General features: G+C 71.6%; 24 protein-coding genes. 9 read left to right on the top strand and 15 right to left on the bottom strand.

Annotated elements, in window-relative coordinates; genetic code table 11:
* Positions 1-4 precede the first annotated feature (4 nt).
* The gene (locus tag ACWEVS_RS39175) at positions 5-1,417 is read right to left on the bottom strand and encodes a glycosyltransferase family 39 protein (protein ID WP_452555851.1); all 1,413 of its coding nucleotides are present in this window, start codon (positions 1,415-1,417) and stop codon (positions 5-7) included.
* Between the two features lie 6 nt (positions 1,418-1,423).
* Complete coding sequence (locus ACWEVS_RS39170) at positions 1,424-1,879, bottom strand: MarR family winged helix-turn-helix transcriptional regulator (RefSeq protein ID WP_452555849.1); 456 nt, start codon at positions 1,877-1,879, stop codon at positions 1,424-1,426.
* A 43-nt stretch (positions 1,880-1,922) separates the two neighbouring features.
* Here ACWEVS_RS39170 and ACWEVS_RS39165 point away from each other — a divergent pair, with 43 nt between their 5' ends.
* Positions 1,923-2,096, top strand: coding sequence for a hypothetical protein (locus ACWEVS_RS39165; RefSeq protein WP_449917131.1), 174 nt, complete (start codon positions 1,923-1,925; stop codon positions 2,094-2,096).
* 116 nt (positions 2,097-2,212) lie between these two features.
* Here the strand turns inward: ACWEVS_RS39165 and ACWEVS_RS39160 are convergent, their stop codons facing one another.
* Together ACWEVS_RS39160 and ACWEVS_RS39155 are read right to left on the bottom strand one after the other, a co-directional pair.
* Positions 2,213-3,685 carry an AMP-binding protein gene (locus ACWEVS_RS39160; RefSeq protein ID WP_449917129.1) on the bottom strand — a complete coding sequence of 491 codons (1,473 nt, stop codon included), beginning with the start codon at positions 3,683-3,685 and terminating at the stop codon, positions 2,213-2,215.
* Positions 3,685-4,731, bottom strand: coding sequence for an LLM class flavin-dependent oxidoreductase (locus ACWEVS_RS39155; RefSeq protein ID WP_449917126.1), 1,047 nt, complete (start codon positions 4,729-4,731; stop codon positions 3,685-3,687). The genes ACWEVS_RS39160 and ACWEVS_RS39155 overlap by 1 nt, the downstream gene beginning before the upstream one ends.
* A 155-nt stretch (positions 4,732-4,886) precedes the next feature.
* On the opposite strand from ACWEVS_RS39155, the gene sigJ reads away from it, so the two are divergent.
* A complete protein-coding gene (sigJ, locus tag ACWEVS_RS39150; protein WP_452555847.1) occupies positions 4,887-5,771 on the top strand; it encodes an RNA polymerase sigma factor SigJ in 885 nt (294 codons plus the stop codon).
* A gap of 54 nt (positions 5,772-5,825) precedes the next feature.
* On the opposite strand, the gene ACWEVS_RS39145 is transcribed toward sigJ, so the two are convergent.
* On the bottom strand, positions 5,826-6,611 hold the full coding sequence (locus ACWEVS_RS39145; protein WP_354906807.1) for an SAM-dependent methyltransferase: 786 nt from the start codon (positions 6,609-6,611) through the stop codon (positions 5,826-5,828).
* A 19-nt stretch (positions 6,612-6,630) separates the two neighbouring features.
* Here ACWEVS_RS39145 and ACWEVS_RS39140 point away from each other — a divergent pair, with 19 nt between their 5' ends.
* Positions 6,631-7,866, top strand: coding sequence for an alpha/beta fold hydrolase (locus tag ACWEVS_RS39140; RefSeq protein ID WP_452555845.1), 1,236 nt, complete (start codon positions 6,631-6,633; stop codon positions 7,864-7,866).
* On the opposite strand, the gene ACWEVS_RS39135 is transcribed toward ACWEVS_RS39140, so the two are convergent.
* The 6 genes from ACWEVS_RS39135 to ACWEVS_RS39110 form a co-directional block, all read right to left on the bottom strand.
* Positions 7,863-9,275 (bottom strand): ATP-binding protein, encoded by a 1,413-nt coding sequence (locus ACWEVS_RS39135; protein ID WP_452555843.1) that lies wholly within the window; start codon positions 9,273-9,275, stop codon positions 7,863-7,865. The genes ACWEVS_RS39140 and ACWEVS_RS39135 overlap by 4 nt on opposite strands.
* Positions 9,272-10,921 carry an FAD-dependent oxidoreductase gene (locus tag ACWEVS_RS39130; RefSeq protein ID WP_449917116.1) on the bottom strand — a complete coding sequence of 550 codons (1,650 nt, stop codon included), beginning with the start codon at positions 10,919-10,921 and terminating at the stop codon, positions 9,272-9,274. Before ACWEVS_RS39130 ends, ACWEVS_RS39135 begins: the two co-directional genes overlap by 4 nt.
* A gap of 66 nt (positions 10,922-10,987) precedes the next feature.
* Entirely contained in the window at positions 10,988-11,725 is a 738-nt protein-coding gene (locus ACWEVS_RS39125) for an SDR family oxidoreductase (protein WP_449917115.1), read from the bottom strand.
* A 10-nt stretch (positions 11,726-11,735) separates the two neighbouring features.
* Entirely contained in the window at positions 11,736-12,782 is a 1,047-nt protein-coding gene (locus ACWEVS_RS39120; RefSeq protein ID WP_452555840.1) for a serine hydrolase domain-containing protein, read from the bottom strand.
* Complete coding sequence (locus ACWEVS_RS39115; RefSeq protein WP_449917110.1) at positions 12,779-13,678, bottom strand: RNA polymerase sigma-70 factor; 900 nt, start codon at positions 13,676-13,678, stop codon at positions 12,779-12,781. Before ACWEVS_RS39115 ends, ACWEVS_RS39120 begins: the two co-directional genes overlap by 4 nt.
* Positions 13,679-13,810: 132 nt before the next feature.
* Positions 13,811-14,194 carry an SSI family serine proteinase inhibitor gene (locus ACWEVS_RS39110; RefSeq protein WP_449917107.1) on the bottom strand — a complete coding sequence of 128 codons (384 nt, stop codon included), beginning with the start codon at positions 14,192-14,194 and terminating at the stop codon, positions 13,811-13,813.
* Positions 14,195-14,279: 85 nt separating this feature from the next.
* Between ACWEVS_RS39110 and ACWEVS_RS39105 the strand changes: the two genes are divergently transcribed.
* The gene (locus tag ACWEVS_RS39105) at positions 14,280-14,921 is read left to right on the top strand and encodes a ThuA domain-containing protein (protein ID WP_354906799.1); all 642 of its coding nucleotides are present in this window, start codon (positions 14,280-14,282) and stop codon (positions 14,919-14,921) included.
* On the opposite strand, the gene ACWEVS_RS39100 is transcribed toward ACWEVS_RS39105, so the two are convergent.
* Positions 14,893-15,537 carry a MerR family transcriptional regulator gene (locus ACWEVS_RS39100; protein WP_452555838.1) on the bottom strand — a complete coding sequence of 215 codons (645 nt, stop codon included), beginning with the start codon at positions 15,535-15,537 and terminating at the stop codon, positions 14,893-14,895. The genes ACWEVS_RS39105 and ACWEVS_RS39100 overlap by 29 nt on opposite strands.
* Positions 15,538-15,932: 395 nt before the next feature.
* On the opposite strand from ACWEVS_RS39100, the gene ACWEVS_RS39095 reads away from it, so the two are divergent.
* Positions 15,933-16,994, top strand: a complete 1,062-nt coding sequence (locus ACWEVS_RS39095) for a thiolase C-terminal domain-containing protein (protein ID WP_452555836.1) — start codon at positions 15,933-15,935, stop codon at positions 16,992-16,994.
* A 136-nt stretch (positions 16,995-17,130) separates the two neighbouring features.
* Here the strand turns inward: ACWEVS_RS39095 and ACWEVS_RS39090 are convergent, their stop codons facing one another.
* Complete coding sequence (locus ACWEVS_RS39090; protein ID WP_452555834.1) at positions 17,131-18,081, bottom strand: N-acetylglucosamine kinase; 951 nt, start codon at positions 18,079-18,081, stop codon at positions 17,131-17,133.
* 153 nt (positions 18,082-18,234) lie between these two features.
* Between ACWEVS_RS39090 and ACWEVS_RS39085 the strand changes: the two genes are divergently transcribed.
* From ACWEVS_RS39085 to ACWEVS_RS39070, 4 genes are read left to right on the top strand one after another with little or no spacing between them, the layout of a single operon-like run.
* Positions 18,235-19,098: a MurR/RpiR family transcriptional regulator gene (locus tag ACWEVS_RS39085; protein ID WP_354906795.1), complete on the top strand. Its 864-nt coding sequence runs from the start codon at positions 18,235-18,237 to the stop codon at positions 19,096-19,098.
* Positions 19,099-19,101: 3 nt separating this feature from the next.
* The gene (gene ngcE / locus ACWEVS_RS39080) at positions 19,102-20,538 is read left to right on the top strand and encodes an N-acetylglucosamine/diacetylchitobiose ABC transporter substrate-binding protein (RefSeq protein WP_452555832.1); all 1,437 of its coding nucleotides are present in this window, start codon (positions 19,102-19,104) and stop codon (positions 20,536-20,538) included.
* A 1-nt stretch (position 20,539) separates the two neighbouring features.
* The gene (locus ACWEVS_RS39075) at positions 20,540-21,436 is read left to right on the top strand and encodes a carbohydrate ABC transporter permease (RefSeq protein ID WP_354906793.1); all 897 of its coding nucleotides are present in this window, start codon (positions 20,540-20,542) and stop codon (positions 21,434-21,436) included.
* Positions 21,436-22,320: a carbohydrate ABC transporter permease gene (locus ACWEVS_RS39070; protein ID WP_354906792.1), complete on the top strand. Its 885-nt coding sequence runs from the start codon at positions 21,436-21,438 to the stop codon at positions 22,318-22,320. The genes ACWEVS_RS39075 and ACWEVS_RS39070 overlap by 1 nt, the downstream gene beginning before the upstream one ends.
* Before the next feature lie 16 nt (positions 22,321-22,336).
* Here the strand turns inward: ACWEVS_RS39070 and ACWEVS_RS39065 are convergent, their stop codons facing one another.
* Positions 22,337-22,600 (bottom strand): hypothetical protein, encoded by a 264-nt coding sequence (locus ACWEVS_RS39065; RefSeq protein WP_354906791.1) that lies wholly within the window; start codon positions 22,598-22,600, stop codon positions 22,337-22,339.
* 52 nt (positions 22,601-22,652) lie between these two features.
* Positions 22,653-23,033 (bottom strand): VOC family protein, encoded by a 381-nt coding sequence (locus tag ACWEVS_RS39060; RefSeq protein WP_452555830.1) that lies wholly within the window; start codon positions 23,031-23,033, stop codon positions 22,653-22,655.
* Positions 23,034-23,225: the final 192 nt, after the last annotated feature.

Here is a 23,225-nt window from a genome sequence, read left to right as displayed (position 1 = left end):
AATATCAGCTGTACTCCTGGAAGCTCGGCCAGGCCTCGCTCCAGGGCATCCTGAGCCCCCTGCACACGAGCACGGGCAGGCCGCGGAACTCGTTGTCCACGCCGGCCGCGTTGTCGACCCTGCCGTGCTCGACGCAGGACCGGAACACCGTCTCCAGCCCCCGGCGCGGGTACTTCACCGCCACCGCCACGTCGGCGCCCTCGGGCGGCGGGCCGTACAGGTGGAGCTGGTTGTGGCCGCTGTAGACCGGCGGCAGGCCGCCCGCCAGGCGCAGCGCGCCCGCCTCGCCGTAGCTGCCCGCCAGCAGCACCGCCCTGGCCCGCTCCTCGGGTGTCAGCGTCCGTACGGCCGCGCCGACCGCCGCGGTGAACTCCGGCCAGCCGATCGACTCCCTGGCGACCTCGTTGACGCGAGGGACCGGCGTCATCCCCACCAGCGAGACGGGGATCAAGGGGAGCGCGACGAGCGCGCAGAACGCGCCGTTGATCGCCAGCGCGGGCGCGAGGCCCTCGGTCACCCCCGCGCAGAACAGCAGGATGACCAGCCCGGCCGTGTAGTCGAACCGGCCGCCGCTGAGCAGCGTCAGCGCCGCCGCCACGGGGTAGGCGACGGCCAGGCAGCGCAGCCGCTCGTCGCGCCACAGCCGCAGCCAGCCGCGCGCCGCGACGAAGGCCACGACGGGGCCGAACAGCACGATCTGCATCGGGACGAACAGCGCGCGCATCTCGGCGCCCTTGGTCTCGCTGAGCGCGGCCGCCATCGCCAGCTGCGGCCAGCCGTTCGTGGCCTGGAAGATCAGGTTCGGCGCGGCGATCAGCGCCGCCACCGCGACGCCCGCCCACAGCCACGGGTCGCGCAGGATCCTGCGCGGGCCCACCGCGAGGACGCCCGCGGCCAGCCCGATGACCAGGAGCGCGATCAGGTGCTTGTTGTAGGTCGCCGCGCCGATGACCGCGCCGGCCGCGAGCCACCAGCGGCCGTCTCCGGTGCGGAGCACGCGCAGCACGAACAGGATCGCCGCCGACCACAGCGGCAGGTCCGCGCTGAGCGTCAGCAGTGAGTGGCCCGCGACCAGCGCGAACGCGCCCGTGCCGATCCCCGCGGCGGCCAGCACCTGGGCCTTGCGGTCGCCGCCCAGTTCCCTGGTGATCAGCCCGACCAGGAGGACCAGCGCCGCGGCCGACAGCGCGGCCGGGACCCTGAGCCCCGTCGGCGTGTCGCCGAACAGCGCGATCGAGACCTTGGCGAGCATCGGGGTGAGCGGCGGCTGGTCGACGTAGCCCCATGCGGGGTGCTCGGCCAGCAGGCGGAAGTACAGCTCGTCACGGTGGTAGCCGTACAGCGGGCTGAGCACGAGCAGGAGCGCCGACTGCAGGGCGGCGACGAAGGCGAGCGGGCGCCAGGCTAAAGAGGGCACATCCGATCAACGTAGTCCGCTGCGCTGCCCCTCGGCCACCCGCCGGAAGACCCGCCTGAACGCGGCGTACTCCTCCTCGCCGACGGCCTCGGCGTGCCGCCGCTCGATGTCGGCCACGATCCGGTCGGACCTGGCCATCTGGTCGAGGCCGAGCTCGGTCGGCACGACGAGCTTGGCCCTGCGGTCGCGTGGGTCGGGTTCCCGCCGCACGTATCCCAGCTCGACCAGCTCGTCCACCAGCGTCCCGATCACCTGCTTGTGCTGGCCGGACAGCTGGGCCAGGTCGGTGGCCCTGCTACCGGCCTCGTCGAGGTAGGCCATGACGGCGCCGTGCCGCGGGCGCAGCCGGGGGTGGCCCTGCTCGGCCAGGGTGCCGAACAGCTCTTTCTGGAGGGAGAACAGCACCTGACCTGCCATGACACCGAGATCGGGGTCGGCCTGCTTGCGTTCGGCGCGGCTCAACGAGGCTCCTTTGGTCACTGATGCTTACTATATCGCGCTTCGCGTGACGATTCTCATCACCGGCGCGACCGGTGCCGTCTCCTCTCCGCCCCGCTCGCCTCTCCCTACCAGGCAGGATGGCAGGGTCCTCGAGCGCGATCCGTCGAAGGCCCCCTCCGGGGTCGAGGCGGCGGTCGGCGACCTCGGCCGGCCGGCGCCGCCGGTCATGACGCGCTGATGCGCGACTCGGCTCGGGCTACCGGAACGTCTCGAGCAGGCCGCGTTCGACGCGGTGATCGCGGCGGGCATGCGGGAGTCGGCCACGGATCGAGGACCGCCCGCGCGCCGCGTGAGTCAGCTCCCCGGGTAGTTGCCCCCTCCGTGGGCGGCGTCCAGGGCGTCGTAGTCGGGCGTGAAGCCCTTCTTCGGGATGGATTCCACGAAGTCGACGTGCCGGGGCCGCTTGTAGCCCGCCAGCTGCCCCCTGACGTGCTCGATCAGCTCGTCCGCCGACGCCTCGCCCTTCAACGCCACCACGGCCTTCACCGCCTGGTGCCATCGGGCGTCGGGCACCCCGATGACCGCGGCGTCGGCCACCGCGGGATGCGATCTGAGCGCCCGCTCCACCTCCGCCGGATAGACGTTCTCGTTGCCCGACTTGATCATCCGGAGCTTGGGGCCGATGAACGTGATCGTGCCGTCGGGCTCGCGCCTGCCCAGGTCGCCGGTGTGGTGCCAGCCGTACAGGGATTTCTGGGCGTTGAGCTCGGGCCGGGCGAAGTATCCGGAGAAGAGGGTCTTGCCGCGGGCGCAGATCTCGCCCACCTCGCCGGCGGGCACCTCGCTCCCGTCGGCGGCCAGGATGCGCACCTGGACCAGCGGCGAGGGCCTGCCGGCGAACCCGGCCGCGCCGGGCGCGAGGCCCAGGAAGGTGAGCATGCCACCGACCTCGGTCTGCCCGTAGCCGCCCATCTTCGACCTGCACCACGGCGAGTCGTCGGGCGTGGTCATCTCGTCCCACTCCGCCGAGTGCGAGACGAACCGCAGCGACGACAGGTCGTACTTGCGCTCCGCGTTCGCCGCCACCACCGCGTCGATCATCTGGCCGAACAGGAACGCCTGCGTCACCTTCTCGGCGTCGACCAGGCGGCAGACCTCCTCGGCCTCGAAGGAGGGCGTGAAGACGTTGGTGCCGCCGATCTGCAGCGTCGCCAGGCAGAACATCATCGTGCCGACGTGGAAGAGCGGCCCGCTGTTGAGGAAGGTGAAGCCCGGTTCCATCTGCCTGACCACCAGCAGGGAGGTGCCGTGCGCGAGCAGCGCGGCGCTGCTGAGCAGGGCCGCGCTGGGACGGCCGGCGAAGGCGGCGGTGTAGAGGGCCAGGGCGGGGACCGTGTCGTCGACCGGCGGGAGCCCGTCGAGGGCGGCGCCCTCCTCGACGAGCGCGGCGTAGTCCTCGACCCACGCCTCGGTGGCCAGCGGCGCGGCGGCCTCCGATCGTTCCCACACCACCACGGCGGGCGCGAGGTCCTCGACGACGAACCGCAGCTCGTCGGTGGACTGGCGCCAGTTGGCGGGGCAGAAGACCGCTCCGAGGCGGGAACAGGCCAGCAGCAGTTCCAGGACGGCGTGCGAGTTCTGGCCGAGCCACAGCACCCGCTCGCCCGCCGTCACACCCCTGCCCGCCAGCGCGCCGGCCAGGCGGGAGACCCGCGCGTCGAGCTCGGGATAGGTGAGCCGGACCTCGCCGTCGACCACCGCCGTCACCTGCGGGCGGCTGCGGGCGTGCTCGGCCAGGACGTCGGAGAGTGTCAGCGAGTGGATCATCACGCCTCCTGGAACGCGGGTATCACCTCGGTCGCGAAGAACCGCATGACCTTCTTCATCTCCTCCAGCGGCATCGGGCGCGTGCTGCCGAAGTCGCACAGCAGGGTGGAGAACCCGGCCGCCTTCAGCACGCCGATCTGCTCGATCACCCGCGCGGGATCGCCGATGACCTCCAGCTGCTCCCAGCGGAAGTCGTTGGAGACCGAGCCGCCCTTGAGGTAGCGGTCCTGGTAGTACTCGAAGCCCTGGGCGGCCTTGCCGGTCTTCGGGTCGATGGGCGCGCTGCGCTCGTTGAAGATCCGCGAGCGGTCGAAGGCGGCCTCGAACCTCGCCTGGTCCTCGCGCGCCTGCTCGACGGTCGGCGCCACGTAGACGCTGCGGGCGACGACCAGGTCGGCCGTCGCCGTTCCGGCCGACTCGCGCCAGGTCTCGGCCGCCTTCACGACCTTGCGGAACGGCGCGGCGGGGTCGGCCAGGATCGGCAGGCCGCGCTCGCCGTACATGGTGACGGTCTCGGGGGAGACGGCGGCGACGTGGATCGGCGGGTGCGGCGTCTGCAGCGGCCTGGGCGTCAGCGAGACCTCGCCCGTCCGGTAGAACTTGCCCTCGTGCTGGAAGGACTCCTGGGTCCACAGGCCCAGGATCACCTCCAGCGCCTCGTTGAAGCGGTCGCGCGCCTCGGCCAGGTCGATGCCGAAGCCCTCGAACTCGAAGCTCTGGTAGCCGCGGCCGATGCCCAGGTCGAGCCTGCCGCCCGACAGCACGTCGACGAGGGCCGCCTCCTCGGCGACGTGGACCGGGTTGTGCAGCGGCAGCACGACGATGCCGGTGCCCAGGCGGATCCGCTCGGTGCGGGCGGCGGCGTGGGCCAGCAGCGTGAACAGGTTCGGGACCACGCCGTAGTCGCGGAAGTGGTGCTCGGCCAGCCGTACCCCGTGGAAGCCCAGCTCCTCGGCCAGCTCGATGAGCTCAAGGTGGTAGTCGTAGACGTCCTTGAAGCTCTGCCCGTCGAACCGGTGGAAGAGATGGAAGGTGGAGAACCTCATGCGTCCGCCCTTCGGCTGATAAACCAAGCGCTCGCTTGGGAGCGTACCAGCTTCCCGCCCCGCCCGATAGGAAGGCGCGCGACGAGCCCCGGTCACATCCACCGGGTTCCAGGGGTCTACCGTTACGACACCCCGCATGGAAGGAACGTGACACGGTGGACGAGCGCGAACGGCTGAGCGAGCGGTTCGAGGAGCACCGGCCTCGGCTGCGAGCGGTGGCCTACCGGATGCTCGGCTCGGTGAGCGAGGCCGACGACGCCGTCCAGGACACCTGGCTGCGGTTCAGCCGCGCCGACACCGGCGATGTGGAGAACCTCGGCGCGTGGCTGACGACGGTGGCGGCGCGCGTGTGCCTGAACGTGCTGCGCTCGCGCGAGCAGCGCCGTGAGGACCCCCTCGACGTGTCCATGCCCGACCCGATCATCGGCTCCGCGTCCGTGATCGACCCGGAGCGGCAGGCGATGCTGGCCGACTCGGTCGGGCTGGCGCTGCTGGTGGTCCTGGAGACGCTGTCACCGGCCGAGCGGCTGGCGTTCGTGCTGCACGACATGTTCGCCGTGCCGTTCGAGGAGATCGCCCCGATGATCGAACGGTCGCCGGCGGCGGCACGGCAGCTCGCGAGCCGCGCCCGCCGCCGCGTCCAGGGGCAGGCCCCGGCTCCCGACCCCGACCTCGGCCGCCAGCGTGACGTCGTCGACGCCTTCTTCGCCGCCGCCCGCGACGGCGACTTCGAGGCGCTCGTCGCCGTGCTCCACCCCGAGGTCGTGCTGCGCTCCGACGGCGGCCTCGCGCGGGCCCGCCACACCGTTGTGTTCACCGGCGCGCGGACCGTCGCCGAGCAGGCGGTCACGTTCGGGAGGCTGTCGCCGTTCGCCCGCCCGGCGCTGGTCAACGGGACGGCCGGCGTCGTGGTCGCCGCCAACGGCCGGCCGCTGTCCGTCATGGGCTTCACCGTCACGGGCGGGCAGATCGTGGCCATCGACGTGCTGTCCGACCCCGAGCGGCTCCAGCGGCTCGACCTGACGGCCCTGGACGGCTGACGCCTCCGCCGGCCGTCTCCGCCGGCGGGCGCCTCGGCGCTCGCCGGCGGGTGGTCAGCCCTTGCGGCCCACCCCGCCGAGCAGGTAGTCGCCCACGCCCTGCAGCGGCGCCAGCTCGGCCACCTCCGGCCGCCATTCGGCCACGTTGACCAGTCCGGGCTCGACCAGCTCCAGGCCGTCGAAGAACGGCGTGACCTCGGCGCGGTCGCGCAGCCTGATGCCCGCGGTGGCCAGGTCGTAGACCGAGGCGATGTCCTCCGACTCCACCGGACGGTTGGGGCAGGCATGCGAGAGCACCAGGTAGCTGCCGGGCGCCATCCGCTCCTTCAGCCTGCCGATGATGCGCTCGGGGTCGTCGGTGTCCTGCACGAAATGGAGCACGGCCACGACCAGGATCGCGACCGGCTCGTCGAAGTCGAGCAGCCGGCGCGCCTCGGGGCTGTCGAGGACGGCCTCGGGCAGGCGCAGGTCGCCCTGCGCGACGTCGACCCCCTCGGCGCCCGACAGGATGGCCCTGGCATGGGTCAGCACGATGGGGTCGTTGTCCACGTAGACCACGCGAGCGTCCGGTCCTGCCACCTCGTGCACGTTCCCCTGGGTCGGCAGCCCGGTGCCGATGTCCAGGAACTGCCTGATGCCCCGCCCGGCCAGGAACCGGACGGCGCGCTGCATGAACGCGCGGTTCTCCCTGGCGGCCTGCCGCGTCTCCGGGACGACGGCGAGCACCTTCTCGGCGGCCTCCCGGTCGGCCCGGAAGTTGTCCTTGCCGCCGAGGTAGTAGTCGTACATGCGGGCCACGCTGGGAATGTGAGGGTTGATGCCAGGGGGAGCCTCATCCATGAAATGTGATCATAGGGGAGTGAATGTCACTCTGCCGGGCCTGCGAGCCACCGATCACGAGTTCACCGTCCCGCTCGACCACGCGGACCCGGACGGCCCCACCATCACGGTCTTCGCCCGCGAGATCGCCGATCCGGCCCGCTCGGGTCTGCCGTGGGCGCTGTTCCTGCAGGGCGGGCCCGGCGGCCGGTCGCCCAGGCCCACCGGGCCCGCGCACTTCGCGCACATCCTGAAGACCCACCGGGTGCTCCTCCTCGACCAGCGCGGCACCGGCCGCAGCACCCCCGCCGACGCCTCCTCACCCGAGAAGCCCGACGACCTGGCCGCCTATCTCAGGCACTTCCGCGCCGACGCCATCGTCGCCGACTGCGAGCACATCCGCGCGAAGCTCGGCATCGAGCAGTGGGAGACGTGGGGGCAGAGCTACGGCGGCTTCGTGACCCTCACCTACCTGTCGCAGGCGCCCGCCGCGCTCAGGGCCTGCCACATCACCGGGGGCCTGCCGGGGCTGGAGGCGACCGCCGACGAGGTCTACACCCGCACCTACGCGCGGGTGCGCGACAAGGTCACCCGCTACTACCGGAGCTTCCCCGAGGACGCCGAGAAGGTGCGGCGGATCGTCGCCCACCTCGACGAGTCCGAGGTGCTGCTGCCGGACGGCGACCGCCTCACCTCCAGGCGCTTCAGGACGCTCGGCCTGCGCCTCGGCACCGGCGACGGCGCCGCCTCGCTGCACTGGCTGCTCGACGACGCCTGGGCCGGCGGCCGGCTGTCCGACGCCTTCCTGTACGAGGTCATGACCGCGACGGGCTTCGTGGGCAACCCGCTGTACGCGGTCCTGCACGAGCCGATCTACGCGCAGGGCGCCGCCACCTCGTGGGCCGCGGCCAGGGTGATGCCGGAGGACTTCGCCGCCCCCGAGATGTTCACCGGCGAGATGATCTACCCCTGGATGTTCGACGAGATCCGCTCCCTGCGGCCGTTCAAGGAGGCGGCCGAGCGGCTCGCCTCCTACACCGGCTGGCCCGCCCTCTACGACCCGGAGCGGCTGGCCGGCAACCAGGTGCCCGTCGCCGCCGTCGTCTACCACGACGACATGTACGTCGACGCCGGCCTGTCGCTGGAGACGGCAAGCCGGGTCGGCAACACGCGCGCGTGGGTGACCAACGAGTTCGAGCACGACGGCTTCAGGGTCGCCGCCGACCGCGTGGTGCCGCGGCTGACGGACATGATCGCCGGTCGGTGCCAGGGCTAGGCGGGGGTCTCGCGGAGCGGTAGCCGTACCTCGAACCAGGTGTCGCCGGGCACCGATCGCACCTTCAGCTCGCCGTTGTGGCGGCCCGCCACGATCCGGTAGGAGATGTCCAGCCCGAGCCCGGTGCCCTTGCCCACCGTCTTGGTGGTGAAGAACGGCTCGAAGATGCGCTCCTTGATCTCGTCGGGCACGCCGGGACCGGTGTCGCCGATCTCGATGATGGCCTCGTCCTCGTCGTGGGCGGTGCGGATCGTGAGCGTGCCCTCCTCGCCCATGGCGTCGAGCGCGTTGTGGATCAGGTTCGTCCACACCTGGTTGAGCTCGCCGCCGTAGGCGGGGATGTCCGGCAGGGTCCGGTCGTAGTCGGTGACCACGGACACGCCGGGCGGGATCTTCCCCCTGAAGATCGCCAGCGTGCTGTCGAGCAGGTCGTGCACGTCCAGCACGCTGTACGGCGCGCGGTCCATCTGGGAGTACTGCTTGGCGGAGTCGAGCAGCGATGTGATCCGCTCGGTGGCCTCGGTCACCTCGCTCAGCATCTGCGAGATCTCCGTGGCCTGCGACAGCCAGCGCAGCGCCACGCCGGCGTGCTCGTCGCCCACCTTGGTGCGGATCCTGTCCAGCGTGTCGAGCGTGAACCCGGCGTTCACCAGCGAGGGAGCCAGCTCCCACGCGTCGTCGACGCCCATCTCCTCCAGCGCCTCACCCACGGTGTCCTCGGCGTCGGAGATCTCCAGCGGGGACCGAGGGGGCAGCGTGCCGACCGCCTGCGCGCAGGCGTCGGACAGCTCGACCAGGTGCAGCAGCTTCTGCGGCGGTATCCCGTGGGCCGCCAGCTCGGCCAGCTGGACGCGGGAGGCCCTGATGCTGGTCCGCAGCTCGCTCACGGCGCGCACGGCCGCCGCCGCGGGGTTGTTCAGCTCGTGCGTGAGGCCCGCGGTGATCGTGCCGAGCGCGGTGAGCCGCTGGCGCCTGTCGATGATCTCGCGCGCCGCCCGCCCGCCGTACGTCATGCCCTCCAGCAGGTGGAAGGCCATGGGGAACCACTCGGTGACGATGTGGCCGAACTTCTTGGCCGGCAGCACGAACAGGCGAGACGGCGCGGTGGCGCGCAGCGAGTGCTGGTAGACGTCGGGCGCGCGGTTGCCCAGGTAGGCCTGGACGGCACCGGCGTAGACGCCGGGCTGGGAGGTGCGCGGCTGGGCGACCGGCCCCGCGCTGGTGTCGGTCAGCATCTGCACCTCGCCCTCGATGAGGACGAAGAAGTGCTCGGACGGCTCGCCCTGCCGCAGGACGAAGGAGTCCCTGTCGTAAGAGCGGACCTCGCCCTTGGTGGCCAGCAGGGTCAGCTGCTCGTCGGTCAGCCGCTCGAAGAGGAAGAGCTTGCGCAGTTCGTCTATGTCGATCATTGCTTCTCCATGTAGCGGTGCACCAGAGCGACGGCCATCGCGCCCTCGCCCACGGCGGAGGCGACCCGCTTGATCGAGTCCGCGCGCACGTCTCCCGCGGCGAACACGCCGGGGACGTTGGTCTCCAGGAAGTACGGCTGGCGCCGCAGCGGCCAGTTGCGCGGCCGCTCGCCGGACGCCACCAGATCGGGCCCGGTGATGACGAACCCCTTGGCGTCGCGCTCGATGCCGTCGCCCAGCCAGGTCGTGTACGGCTCGGCACCGATGAAGACGAACAGCCACTGCGCGTCGGCCGACCACTCCTCGCCCCTGGTGGTCAGCGTCAGCCGTTCGAGGTGGTCGTCTCCGGAGCCGGCGGTCACCTCGGTCTCGTAGTGGACCTCGATGGTGGGGATCGCGGCGATCTGCTCGATGAGGTAGTGGGACATGGACTTCTCCAAACCGTCACCCCTCACCAACAAGTGGACCTTGCTGGCGAATCCCGCCAGGTAGACGGCCGCCTGCCCGGCCGAGTTGGCCGCGCCGACGATGAAGACCTCGCTGTCGCGGCAGGAGGGCGCCTCGGTGAGCGCGGCGCCGTAGTAGACGCCCCTGCCGACGAAGTCGTCGAGCCCCGGCGCCTCCAGCCTGCGGTAGGTGACGCCGGTGGCGAGGATGACCGCGTGCGCCGCGATCTGGCCGCCGTCCCTGAAGCCGACGACCCTGGCCTGGCCCTTGGCCTCCAGGCTCATGACCTTGCGCGCGGTCAGCAGCTCCGCGCCGAACTTCAGCGCCTGCCTACGGGCCCGGTCGGCCAGCTGGGCGCCGGAGACGCCGTCGGGGAAGCCCAGGTAGTTCTCGATGCGCGAGCTCTGCCCCGCCTGGCCGCCCGAGGCGTGCGCCTCGACCAGCACCGTGCGCAACCCCTCCGACGCGCCGTAGACGGCGGCGCCGAGGCCCGCGGGCCCGCCGCCGATCACGATGAGGTCGTAGAAGTCGGTGGACGGCGTCGTGGACAGGCCCACGGCCGAGGCCAGCGTCGACTGGTCGGGCGCCTGCAGCTGCTCGCCCTCCGCGGTGATCACCAGCGGCAGGTGGCAGTCGCCGCCGACGGCCGCCACCAGCTGCTGCCCCTCGGGGTCTTCGGCGAGCATCCACTGGTAGGGGACGTGGTTGCGGGACAGGAAGTCACGCACCCGGTAGGAGTGGGCCGACCAGCGGTCGCCCACGACCTGCAGCTCGGCCTTGACCTGCCGGTCGGTGCGCTGCCACGCGTCGAGCTGGCCGTCGATCACCGGGTAGAACTTCTCCTCCGGCGGATCCCACGGCTTGAGCAGGTAGTGGTCGAGGTCGACCACGTTGATCGCCTGGATGGCGGCGTCGGTGTCGGCGTAGGCGGTCAGCAGCACCCGGCGCGCGAACGGGAACATGTCCATCGCCGCCTCGAGGAACTGCACGCCGTTCATCTGCGGCATCCGGTAGTCGGCGAGGATCGCGGCCACTTCGTCGCCGCGCAGGCGCATCTCGCGGACCGCCTCGATGCCCTGCTCGGCCGTCTCGGCGCGCACGATGCGGTACTGCTGGCCGTACTTCTTCCGAAGGTCGCGGGCGACCGCCCTCGACACGCCCGGGTCGTCGTCGACCGTCACGATGACCGGCTTGTCCATGCCCCCGTCCTTCCCTTTCGCTTCTACACGAAGGATGTCATGGGTTGGCGGGTGCTGGATCTGCCGTCAGGCCACCACCCTGCTCTCCCCGCCGTCGACCAGCAGGGACACGCCGTTGACGAAGGACGCCCTGTCGCTGGCCAGGAACGCGATCACGTCGCCGACCTCCTCGGGGCGGCCGATGCGGCCGAGGGGCGTGCTGCCGGTGTGGCCGAGCGAGCGCAGCCGCTCGGTGTCGATCGGGCCCGGGCACACGTTGTTCACCAGGACGCCGTCCTCGCCGACCTCCCTGGCCAGGGACCGCACCACGCCGGCGACCGCCGTGCGGGTGGCGTTGGACAGCGCCAGCCCGTCGATCACCTCGCGCACCGACCTGCTCGTCACGGCGACGATGCGGCCCCAGCCGCGCGAGCGCATGTCGGGCAGCACCGCCCGCATCAGGCGCACCGTGCCCAGCAGGTTGCGCTGCACGGCCACCTCCCAGTCGGCCAGGCTGACCTCGACGAAGGTGCCCGCGGGCGGCCCGCCCGCGTTGGCGACCAGGATGTCGATCGGCCCCAGCACCTCGCGCGTCTCGGCCACCACCCGCTCGGCCGCGGCGGGGTCCTCGACGTCGGCGAGGACGGCGTGCACCACGTGGCCGAACTCCTGCAGCTCCACCACCGCGTCGGCGAGCCGTTCGGGGCTGCGCGCGCAGACGCACACGTCGCAGCCCTCCCGCGCCAGCGCCTTGGCGGCGGCCAGCCCGATGCCCGCGCTACCACCGGTGACCAGTGCGACCTTGCCCGAGATGCCGAGATCCATGACAGCGAGACTACCGATCGCAGAACTGGGTCGCCGCGATCTCCATCACCTGCTCGGTCGACGGGTTGCGGGCCGCTGGATTGATCGACAGCGTGAGCGAGCGGCCGTCGTCCGAGCGGAAGGCGAAGGTGAGGTAGCCGATCAGCTCGCCGCTGTGCCCCCAGACTTTCGTGCCGCACGGCAGCCGGTAGGCCTGCAGGCCGAGGCCGTAGTCGAAGCCGGCGCCCGTGGGCACCGCGGTGCGCATCGCGGCCAGGGAGGCGGCGCTGGTGAGCTTGCCGGTGAGCAGCGCGTCGAAGAAGCGGTCCAGGTCACGCGCCGTGGAGATCATCTCGCCGGCCGCCCAGTCGAGCGAGGGGTTCATGAGCGTGGCGTCGACCAGGTCGCCGCCCGGCAGCGGCTCGTAGCCGCGGGCGTGCGGCTCCGGCAGGCCCGGCCGGTCGCCTGGCACGCTGGTCTGCCGCAGCCCGAGCGGCCGCAGGATCCTGCGCGCGACCTCCTCCCCGTACGGCCGGCCGGTCACTTTCTCCACCAGCAGCCCGGCCACGACGTAGTTGGTGTTGGAGTAGTGCCATCTGCCGTCGTCGGGCAGCTTCCTGGCGAAGGCCACCTTCAGCAGCGCGGCGGGGGAGTAGTGGCGGAAGCGGTCCTTCCCGCGCCAGCGGTTGGTGGAGTACCCGGGCTCGCTCATGTAGTCGTGGAGGTGGCTGGTGTGGTCGAGGATCTGCCGCACGGTGATCCGCCCGCCGTCCGGCACCTGACCCGGCAGGTACCGGTCGATCGGGTCGTCCAGCGCGACCTTCCCCTCGTCCACCAGTTGCAGGACCACCGTGGCCACGAAGGTCTTGGTGACGCTGCCGATCCTGAAGTGGCCCTCGGGGGCGGCGGGCCGTCCGGACCTGAGGTCGCGCACTCCGGCGGCGCCCACCCACGCGGTGCGCTCGTCGCTCAGCCGCACGAGGGCGGCCGTCTTCGGCAACGCCTCCAGCCGCTCCTGCACCGCCGCACCAGGGAGGGTGACCACAGCCGCCATCAGCAGGTTCATGAAAGAGATCATGTGGAAGACGGTAGGGAAGGAGGTGGTGCCCCGATAATGCGGTTTTCCTCCTGGTCGCCCTGCGGGAAACCGCGGAGCTTGTCAGGGTTCATCACGGTGTAGATGCCGTGGACCAGGCCGTCGCGGACGTCGACGAAGGCCACCTGGTCCCGTCCCCCGACCGTGAGCCGGAGCGCGGGAGCGCCGTTGGCCTCGACGATCCCGCCCTCGAAGGCGTACCGGTCGGTGAGCCCGGTGAGGAAGGCCAGCACCTTGTCGCGGCCGTGGATCGGCCTGAGCGCGGCGCGGACCCTGCCGCCGCCGTCGGTCCAGATCGCCACGTCGTCGCTGAGCATCGAGGTGAGCGCGGACAGGTCGCCGCCCTGCGCGGCGTCGAGGAAGCGGCGCAGCAGCCTGGCGTGCTCCTCGGTGCTCGGCTGGAAGCGTCCGCGGCCCTCGGCCAGCCGTACGGAGGCGCGGTGGTGCATCTGACGGCAGTTGGCCCGGCTGGCGCCGACGATCTCCGCGATCTCCTCGTACGGCAGGTCGAACGCCTCCCTGAGCACGAACACCGCCCGCTCCGGCGGGGACAGGCGCTCCATCAGGTGCATGGTGGCGTACGAGAGGGTGTCGCGCAGCTCGGCCGTGTCCAGCGGGCCCACCTCGGCGGTCGGCGCGGGCTCCGGCAGCCATGGACCGGTGTAGGCCTCCCGTCTGACCCGCGCGGACCTGAGCTGGTCGAGCGCCAGCCGGGACACGATGGTCACGAGGAAGGCGCGCGGCTCCTCGACCCTGCTCTGGTCGGTGCCGCTCCAGCGCAGCCAGGCTTCCTGGACGATGTCCTCGGCGTCCCACATGCTGCCGAGCAGGCGGTAGGCGAGCCCCAGCAGCATCGGGCGGTATGTCGCGAAATCCACGGTTCGAATCATGCCGGGTCGTCTCTCCACGGCCGTCCGGCCATCACGGGCCGTCCCTACGCGGATCGTCTCCCCGGAGGTGCCCGGAGGCGCGGGCGACGGGGCGCCGATCCTGCGCGCGAAGGCCCTCGGCTACAGGTCGAACACCGACCCCGTGGCCAGGAGCATCTCGCAGCGGTTGCCGAAGGTCCGCTCGAAGTGGACCGACGAGCCCTCCCACCACCCGGTCAGCTCGGCCACGCGCGGGTCGTACTCCCTGGTGCACATGCCCTGCTCGGCGGGATGGTGGGCCAGGTCGCCCTCGACGGTCTCCAGCAGGGCGCAGGAGGTGGCGGCCTGCGGATGGGCGCCGCCCTCCGGGGCGCAGGTCAGGCTCACCACGCGGGTCCATCCGTTGGGGACGGTGACCTGGACGATGAAGAGCGCTCGCGAGGACGAGGCGGGCGCGGCCGAGGCGGTCGCGGAGGTGGCGATCAGGGCGGCGGTGGCGAGTGCCGCGATCTTGACGAATCTCATGCCGGGATGGTGCCCAAGATCGAGTTTTCCCCCGGCCAGCGAACGGCCATGGATTTCCCTCGGCGATCCGTGATGAAGTCGTGATGTGGCGAGAAATCTGATTCTCTCAGGAGGCCTGTTCCACGACTTCGACGCCACGTCGGCCGCGCTCGCCGGAGTGCTGGCCGACGTCGGGGTGGAGTCCGACATCACCGACGACATCGCGGGGGCGCTGGGCGAGCCGTCGGAGTACCAGCTCATCACGGTCAACGCCCTGCGCTGGCGGCAGAAGGGCTTCACGCTGCCCGCCGAGGCTCGCACCACGCTGCTCGACCACCTGGAGCGGGGCGGCGGCCTGCTGTGCATGCACGCCGCCTCCGTCTGCTTCGACGACTGGCAGGGCTGGCCGCGCGTGCTCGGCGCCCGGTGGGTCTGGGGCGCCTCGCACCACCCGCCGCTCGGCTGGCAGAGCGTCCGGGTCCTCGGCGGTCACCCGATCGTCGAGGGGCTGCGCGACTTCGACCTGGTGGACGAGGTCTACAGCGACCTGGAGGTGCTGCCCGACGTCCACCCGCTGGCCTCCGCGCTGGGCCAGCCGATGGTCTGGGCCCGCCCGGTACGGCGCGGCCGGGTCGTCTACGACGCCCTCGGCCACGACACCCGCTCCTACGACAACGAGGTGCACCGCACGCTGCTCAAGCGGGCGGCGCTGTGGCTGCTCAAGCGCCCTTTGGTGCTGGGGGACTGACCTTCAGCCGGCGGGCCGACTCCGACTCCTGCGCCAGGCGGCGCAGCACGTCGAAGGCCTTGCCGTACAGCACGGTGCCGAGGACCAGGGCCTCCACGGCCGCGTCGCGCGGGCCGTCCAGCGGGATGGTGTCGAGCTCGACCTCGGTGACCAGCTGGTGCGCGGCGCGGGCGTAGGGGCTCAGGTCGGTGCTGAGGCCGAGCTGGCGGAGCTTGACGAGGGTCTGGGCCAGCTCGTCGCGGCCGGGGGCGGTCACGGACACCTGCCAGCCGAGGTCGTCGATCATGCGGTCGGCCTGCTCGCGGGCGGCGGTCCACTCCTCGCCCTCGCCCGTCTCGACGGTGGGGCTGATCGCGTAGTGCGCGGTGCCGAGCATGTAGTGCACGGGCAGGCTCTCGTCGTCGACCGCGTCGATCACCTTCTTGATCGAGGTGATCGGCAGGCGGCCCACCTCCAGCAGCGCTCTGATCAGCCGCAGCCTGCGCAGGTGCGACTCGTCGTACTCGGCGCGGGTGGCCGCCACCTGCTCGCCCGGGTGGAGGAGGCCTTCCCGCAGGTAGTACTTGATGGTGGCGATGGGCACGCCCGACTCGGCGCTCAGCTGGGACATCCGCATACTTGGATAGTACTACTACCCAACATCGCCACATCCGTTCCCCATCATGCCCGGATCGGGGCGGCGTCTCACCTCCTGTCCGGTGAACCTAACAAGCGCTTGCCTAACTTGGTGGGCCGCACTAGCGTGACGGGCGGGGCGATCTCCCGTCGCGACGCCACCCGCGACCGGACCACGGGACCGCCGCCCGCCGTCCGGATCGCGCCCCGCCGGCGGGCGGCATTCCCCGCCGACCAGGGCGCCGGCGGCGGAGCACGGGGGGCGCGGAGCACACGGCGGGCAGGACGCGGCGGGCAGAACGCGGCGGCGGGTCACGGCGACGGGCCAAGGCGACGGGTCACGGCGGAGGGTCACGCGACGGGCCACGCGGCGGGCCACGGCAGATCGGGAGGAGCATGCGCGGCAGGATCGCCGGGATCGGGATGACGTCCCTCAGCCGGGCCTCCGGCCGGACGGAGCTGGCGCTGGCGGTCGAGGCGGCCGAGCTGGCCTGCGCCGACGCGGGACTCGACCCCCGCGAGATCGACGCCCTCCTGAGCTACCACCTCAACGACTCCGCGCCCGTGGTGCAGGTCGCCAGGGCGCTCAGGATCGACCGCCTCGGCTGGCACAACGACATCTCCGGCGGCGGTACCCAGGCCGCCTCCGTCCTCGGCGACGCGGCGATGCTCATCGAGTCGGGGCTGGCGCGCCACGTGCTGGTCTACCGCGCGCTCAACGGCCGCTCGGGCAGGCGCATGAACACCGTCTCGACCGGCCCGCAGGAGCGCTTCACCATCCCCTACGGCATGGCCGGCCCCATCCCCATGTTCGCCATGGCCGCCACCCGCTACCTGCACGACACGGGTCTCGCGGCGGAGCACCTGCACGCCGTCGTCGCCCAGTCCCGCGTGAACGCCGCCGCCAACGAGCGGGCGCTGCGCCGCGACCCGCTCACGTTCGAGGCCTACCTGGACGCGCCGCTCGTCTGCAGCCCGCTGCGGACGGTCGACTGCTGCCAGGAGACCGACGGCGCCTGCGCGCTGGTCGTCAGCGCGGCGCTGCCGGGGCCGCGCGTCCACGCCGTGGTGCGGGGCGGCGGGCCCGGCTGCTCGGCGATGGACCGCTCGCCGGACGTCACGGCCGTCTTCTCCGCGTACGTGGCCCCCATGCTCTGGGCCGCGTCCGGCATGCGGCCCGCCGATGTGCAGGCGGCGTTGCTCTACGACGCCTACTCGTGGCTGGTGCCGCGCCAGCTGGAGGACTTCGGCCTGGTGGGACGGCCCGACCTCGGCGCCTACTTGCTGGCCGGGCGGCACGCGCGGGTCAACCCGCACGGCGGGCTGCTGTCGGAGGGGTACGTCCACGGGCTCAACAACGTGGCCCAGGCCGTCCGGGAGGTGCGGGCGGGCGCGGAGGTCGCGCTGGTGACCGGGTTCGGCGGCTCGTACGGCAGCGCCGCCCTCCTCACCGCCTGACCGGCCCCGCACGGGCCGGCTGAAATGCCGGGCGGTCTCCCGACACGGACGGGGGTGTCCGGGCCGGAAACCGGGCACGGGCCAAGGCAGGGCGGGGGCGGACCAGGGTACGGGGCGGAACAGGGCGTGGGGCGGTTCAGCCGGTGAAGGCGGCGTGCCGGTCGGCGGCCTCGGCGGCCGACAGCAGCGGCAGGGCGGCCAGCCATGCGGCGGCTCCCGCCCCGTCGCGGGCCGTGCTGATCTCGGCGTCCCACCGCCGCTCCAGCTCCGCCCGTACCGCGTGCCGTACCGGGCCTTCGCTGGTCAGCACCGAGCCCGCCAGCACGATGGGCCCGCCGTCGTAGACCCTGGCCACGGTCTCGGCGAGGTGCGCGGCGGCCCGCTCGGCGATCTCGACGGCCATCGGGTCGCCCGCGCTCGCGGCCTGGCTGACCAGGGCCGACAGCGGGCCGAGCGAGGTGCGGTCGGCCTGGGCGAGCCTGACGACGCGCTCGGCCTCCCTGCGAGGGGTGGGCCCGCGGTCGTCGCCGAGGAAGCGGGCCACGACCAGCTCGGACAGCAGCCCGCCCCGGTCGCCGCGGTCGAGCGCGTGGACGACGGCCTTGGCCGCCTGCCTGCCGATCCAGAAGCCGGAGCCCGCGTCACCGAGCAGCCAGCCGAGCCCGTCGGACAGCGCGTCGAGCTCGTGCCCGGTCACGCGCGCGGCGACCGCTCCGGTGCCGGACAGCAGCAGCGTGCCGGATGGCGCCGCCGAGCCCGCCGCGTAGGCGATCGGCACGTCGTTGACGAGCCGGGGACCCGCGGTGATCCCGTGGCCGGCCCACAGCTTGCCGAGGGCGGCGCCGAAGTCGGTGACGTTGCCCGCCACGCCCGCCAGCGAGCGCGACACCCGCGCGGGGTCGACGCCTTCCAGTGCCTCGGCGAGCGCCGCCCCGATCGCGGCCGCCGCGGCCTCGACGCCGTGGGCGCTGGGGTTGCCGCCGCCCGCCTTGCCGTAGCCCAGCCTGGTGCCGTCGAGCGTGTGCACGGCCACCCGGGAGGACGTCGCGCCCGCGTCGACACCGACCACCACGTCACCGTGTTTCACGGCCCACCCACCTACTCGCTCTCGCCGCCATCGGGCACCGGTCAGGACTTCGTCACAGGAAGCCGTTACGCACGTGTCACATCCTGGGTCTTGACGCGACCTCATTGCAAGAATAATTTTCGCCGCAAGGTCCGGTATTCGGAAGGAATATTCGTGCCATCTGGTGCCCTCGGCCGCGTCGAGACGGAACTGCCCGGTCTGCCGGAAGCCCTGCGCAGGGTGGGCGAGGTGATTCTGGACGATCCCGCCGAGGCCGCCAGGTCCACGATCGTCGAGCTGGCCGAGCGGGCGGGCAGCTCACCCGCCACCGTGACCAGGTTCTGCCGGGCGTTCGGCTTCTCCGGCTACGCCGAGCTCCGCGTCGTGCTCGCGACCGAGACGGGCAGGGCCGCCCAGGCCGGCTGGGGTGCCGGGGTCGGCCAGGACATCGGCCCCGACGATCCGCTCGACGCCGCCGTCGAGGTGATGGCCGCCGCCGACGCACGCCTGATCCAGGACACCGCCGCCCAGCTCGACCTGGCCGTCGTCGGCCAGGTCGCCGACGCGATCGTCGCCGCCCGCCGGGTGCTGCTCGTGGGCGTCTCCACCAGCGGCGCGGTGGCCACGATGTTCGAGGGACGGCTGCGCCGCATCGGCGTTCCGTGCTGGAGCTCGGGCGACGCGCACGTCTCCCTGTCGGACGCGGCGCTGCTCGGGCAGGGCGACGTCGCGATCGGCATCTCGCACCGGGGCCGCACCCGCGAGGTCATGGAGGCCCTGGCCGAGGCCCGTACCCACGGCGCGATCTGCGTCGCGGTCACCTCCTTCGCCCGCTCACCCCTGGCCGAGCTGGCCGACCTGGTGCTCACCACGGCCAGCAGGGAGACCACGTTCCGTCTCGGCGGCCTGGCCGCCGTGCACTCGCAGCTGTTCGTGCTGGACGCCGTCTACGTGGCGGTCGCCCAGCAGACCTACGAACGCACCAATCAGGCCTTCGAACTGACCATCAAGGCCGTGGAGAGTCATCGACTGGAGTAGCCCATGCCGAACACCCCCCAGTTCACCTCCCAGAACACCCCCCAGATCACCCGCCGTCAGCTTCTCCGCAGTGCCGTCCTCGTCCCCGCCGCGGGCGCGCTGGCCGCCTGCGCCACGCCCGCCCCGCCGGCCGCCACCTCGGCCCCCGCCGCGGCCGTGCCCACCAGCGCCGCCAACCCGTTCGGGGTCGCGGCCGACAAGCCGCTGGAAGTCTGGATCTTCGACGGCGGTTTCGGCAGCGCGTACGCCAAGGACATCCACCAGCCGCTGTTCGCCGCCAAGTACCCCAAGGCGCAGATCAAGCACAACACCACCAAAGAGATCACCAAGGTCCTCCAGCCCCGTTTCGCCGGCGGCAACCCGCCCGACGTCATCGACAACTCGGGCGCGAACGCCATGGACTTCGGCGCCCTCGCCCAGGACGGCCAGCTCCTCGACCTGACCCCGCTGCTCGACGCGCCCACATGGGACGACCCCGCGGTCAAGGTGCGCGACGCCATCGACCCCGCCGTGATCGACATCGGCACCTATGACGGCAAGTTCAGTGTGCTCGGCTATGTGAACTACATCTTCGGCATCTGGTACTCCAAGAAGGCCTTCGACGAGAACGGCTGGCAGGCGCCGAAGACGTGGGAGGAGTTCGTCGCGCTCTGCGAGGCCATCAAGAAGTCCGGCAAGATGGCGCCCTTCACCTACGCGGGCAAGTTCCCCCAGTACCTGTACGAGGCGTTGCTGACCATGGCGGCCAAGATCGGCGGCAACGAGGTGCTGGTCAACATCGACAACCTCGAGGACGGCGCGTGGACCACCGACGCCATGAAGCAGTCGGCCACCCGGTGGGCCGAGGTGGGCGCCAAGTACCTCATGGAGGGCACCGCGGGCCTCGACCACGTGCAGACGCAGACCGCGCAGAACAAGTACGAGGTCGCCATGCTGCCCTCCGGCTCCTGGCTGGAGAACGAGCAGAAGGACACCACACCGGCCGACTTCGCCTACCAGATGTTCGCCATCCCCGACGTCACGGGCTCCGACAAGATGCCGTACGGCACGCTGCACTCCCAGCCGGGCGAGAACTTCATCGTGCCCGCCAAGGGGGCCAACCCGCAGGGCGGCATGGAATACCTGAGGGCCATGCTGTCGAAGAAGGCCGCCGGCGACTTCAGCGAGCTGGTCAGGACCGTCTCGGTGGTCAAGGGCGCCGGCGAGGGCCGGGCGCTGTCGCCGGGCGTCAGGAGCGCCTCCGACGCCGTGGCCGCCGCGGGCGCCAACACCGTCTACTGGCGCTGGGAGCGCTGGTACGCCCAGCTCAAGGACGAGGCCATCGCCGCCACGGGGCAGCTGATGAGCGGCGGGCTGACCGCCGACAAGTACCTGGAGCGCATCCAGAAGAAGGCCGACGAGATCAAGAAGGACTCCTCGATCAAGAAGTACTCGCGCTGACATGCTGCGCCGTCGCCTCTTCATCGCCTCCTTCCTCGCGGCGCCGGTCACGCTCTACCTCGTCTACGTGATCGCGCCGTACCTGCAGGCCTTCTACATCGCGATGACCGACTGGCGCGGCGTGTCCGCCGCGCCGCGGTTCGTCGGCCTCGACAACTTCCGGCGGCTGCTCGACGACGGGATCTTCTGGAAGGCGGTGTCGCACAACGCGCTGCTGCTGGTGCTGCTGCCGCTCATCACGATCGTCGTGGCGCTGTTCTTCGCCTTCCTGCTGAACGTGGGCGGCAAGGGCATCACGGGCGTGGCCGGGTCGAAGGTCTACCGCGTGGTGTTCTTCTTCCCGCAGGTGCTGGCCGTGGCCGTGGTCGCGGTGCTGTTCCAGCAGGTCTTCCGGCCGGACGGCAGCGGCATGCTGAACGGCCCGCTGATGGCGCTCGGCCTGCCGCCGGTGGGCTTCCTGTCCGACCCGTCGATCGCGTTCTGGTCGGTGCTGGGCGTCATGGTCTGGCAGGCGGTCGGCTTCTACGTGGTGCTGTTCTCCGCCGGGCTGGCCTCGATCCCCGGCGACATGTTCGAGGCCGCCCAGATCGACGGCGCGGGACGCCTCTCGCTGTTCTTCCGCATCACGCTGCCGCTGCTGTGGGACACCGTCCAGGTCGCGTGGGTGTACCTGGGCATCCTGGCCCTCGACGTCTTCGCCATCGTCTGGGTGATGACCGACCAGCACGGCGGTCCCGACTTCTCGACCACCGTCATGGCCGCCGAGATCTACCGCAACGCCTTCCAGTACTTCCGCTTCGGCTACGCCTCCGCGCTCGGCGTCGTCATGTTCTTCTTCACCATCGGCTTCGCGATCCTGGCCCTGCGCCTCTCGCGTCGGGAACGAATCGAGTACTGATGTACCTCTCGCGCAAGCGTCTCGCGGTCGAGCGGCGCCGCAGGCTCGGGCCGCTGTCGGTGCTCACGCACGTGGCCCTGCTGGTCTGGACGGTCCTGGTGGTGGTGCCGATCCTGTGGACCTTCCTGGCGTCGGTCAAGAGCGAGGACGAGATCTTCGGCGACGCGTGGTCGCTTCCGGCCGCCGTCCGGTGGGACAACTTCGCCAGGGCGTGGGAGCAGGCCCACATCGGCCAGTACATGCTCAACAGCGTCATCGTGGTGTCGTTCAGCACCTTCGGCACGATGCTGCTGGGGTCCATGGCGGCCTACGTGCTGGCCCGCTACCCCTTCCGCGGCAACCGCGCCTTCTACCTGCTGTTCGTCTCCGGCCTGGCCTTTCCGGTCTACCTGGCGCTGACCCCGCTGTTCTTCGTGGTGCAGAACATGGGCCGGGTCATCCCCTTCGTCGGCCTGAACACGCACGCGGGCCTGGCGCTGGTGTACATCGCCTACTCGCTGCCGTTCACCGTGTTCTTCCTGGCCGCCTTCTTCCGCACCCTGCCGACCGCGGTCGCGGAGGCGGCGCTGGTGGACGGCGCCTCGCACACGCGGGTCTTCTTCCAGATCATGCTGCCGATGGCCAGGCCGGGAATCGTGAGCGTCACGATCTTCAACGTGCTCGGCCAGTGGAACCAGTACCAGCTCCCGCTGGTCCTGCTGCAGGAGCGCGACAAGTGGGTCCTCACCCAGGGCATCGCCGACATCTCCACGGCCGCCGGCTACGACCAGGACTGGTCGGCGCTGTTCGCCGCGCTGACCCTCGCCATCCTCCCCATGCTCGTCGTCTACACCGTCTTCCAACGGCAGATCCAGACCGGCCTGACCGCGGGCGCGCTCAAGTAGCGGTGCCGCGCCGCGCTCAGTCCGGCGGCTCGATCTGCTCGTCCACGCGTGACTGCGCGGTCGATCCGTCCCACAGCCGTTCCCGGTGCGCGGCCTGCTCGGGGTCGCCCTCGGCGGCCCCCTCGCCGTGACCGGGGCGGACGGGCGCCGCCTCGGCCTCGGCCACGACCTGGGCGTCGCGCTGGTCCACCTCGTCCGGGTAGTCGTCGTCGTTCAGCGCCCGGTCCACACGCTCGGCCGCCTCTTCCCCCGTGTACCTGGGATCAGGTGTCTCGCTCATGACGGTGCAGCTACCCACCAACCGGATGAAACACCATCACCCCGACGCGGATTCAGGACGGCAGTTGCTGCAGTGTCCAGGTGTTGCCGTCGGGGTCGCTGAACCAGGCGTAGGAGACCGTCGGCTTGCCCGGCGCGGTCATGTCCTCCACCTCGCCGATCTCCAGCCCTCTGGACACCAGCGCGGCCCGCGCGGCGTGGATGTCGGAGACCACCAGGTGCAGCCCGCGCACCGCGCCGGGCGCGGTGTCGACCAGGCCGGTCCCGATCGCGATGGAGCAGGCCGAACCCGGCGGCGTGAGTTGCACGACCCTGAACTCATCGCTCGGCGAGAAGTCGAGGTCGCAGACGAACCCCGCCTTCTCCACGTAGAACGCCTTGGCGCGGTCGACGTCCGAGACGGGGACGGGGATCAGTTCGAGCTTGAGGTCCATGCGCGCTCCTGACGGTCCTGGCAGGGAAGGCTCCCCGCCGGGAGCCGCTCCCCAGTGTGATCGCCTTCGCGCCGCCTTGACAGGCGTTCGGCGCGATCCAGAGGAGCGCGCCGCTCACCGCCCCGCGCCGCTCACCGCCCCGCGCCGCTCACCGCCCCGCGCCGCTCACCGCCCCGCGCCGCTCACCGCCCC

The sequence above is a fragment of the Nonomuraea sp. NPDC003754 genome (genome assembly GCF_053605785.1).
This window is presented reverse-complemented; position numbering and strand designations above follow the sequence as displayed.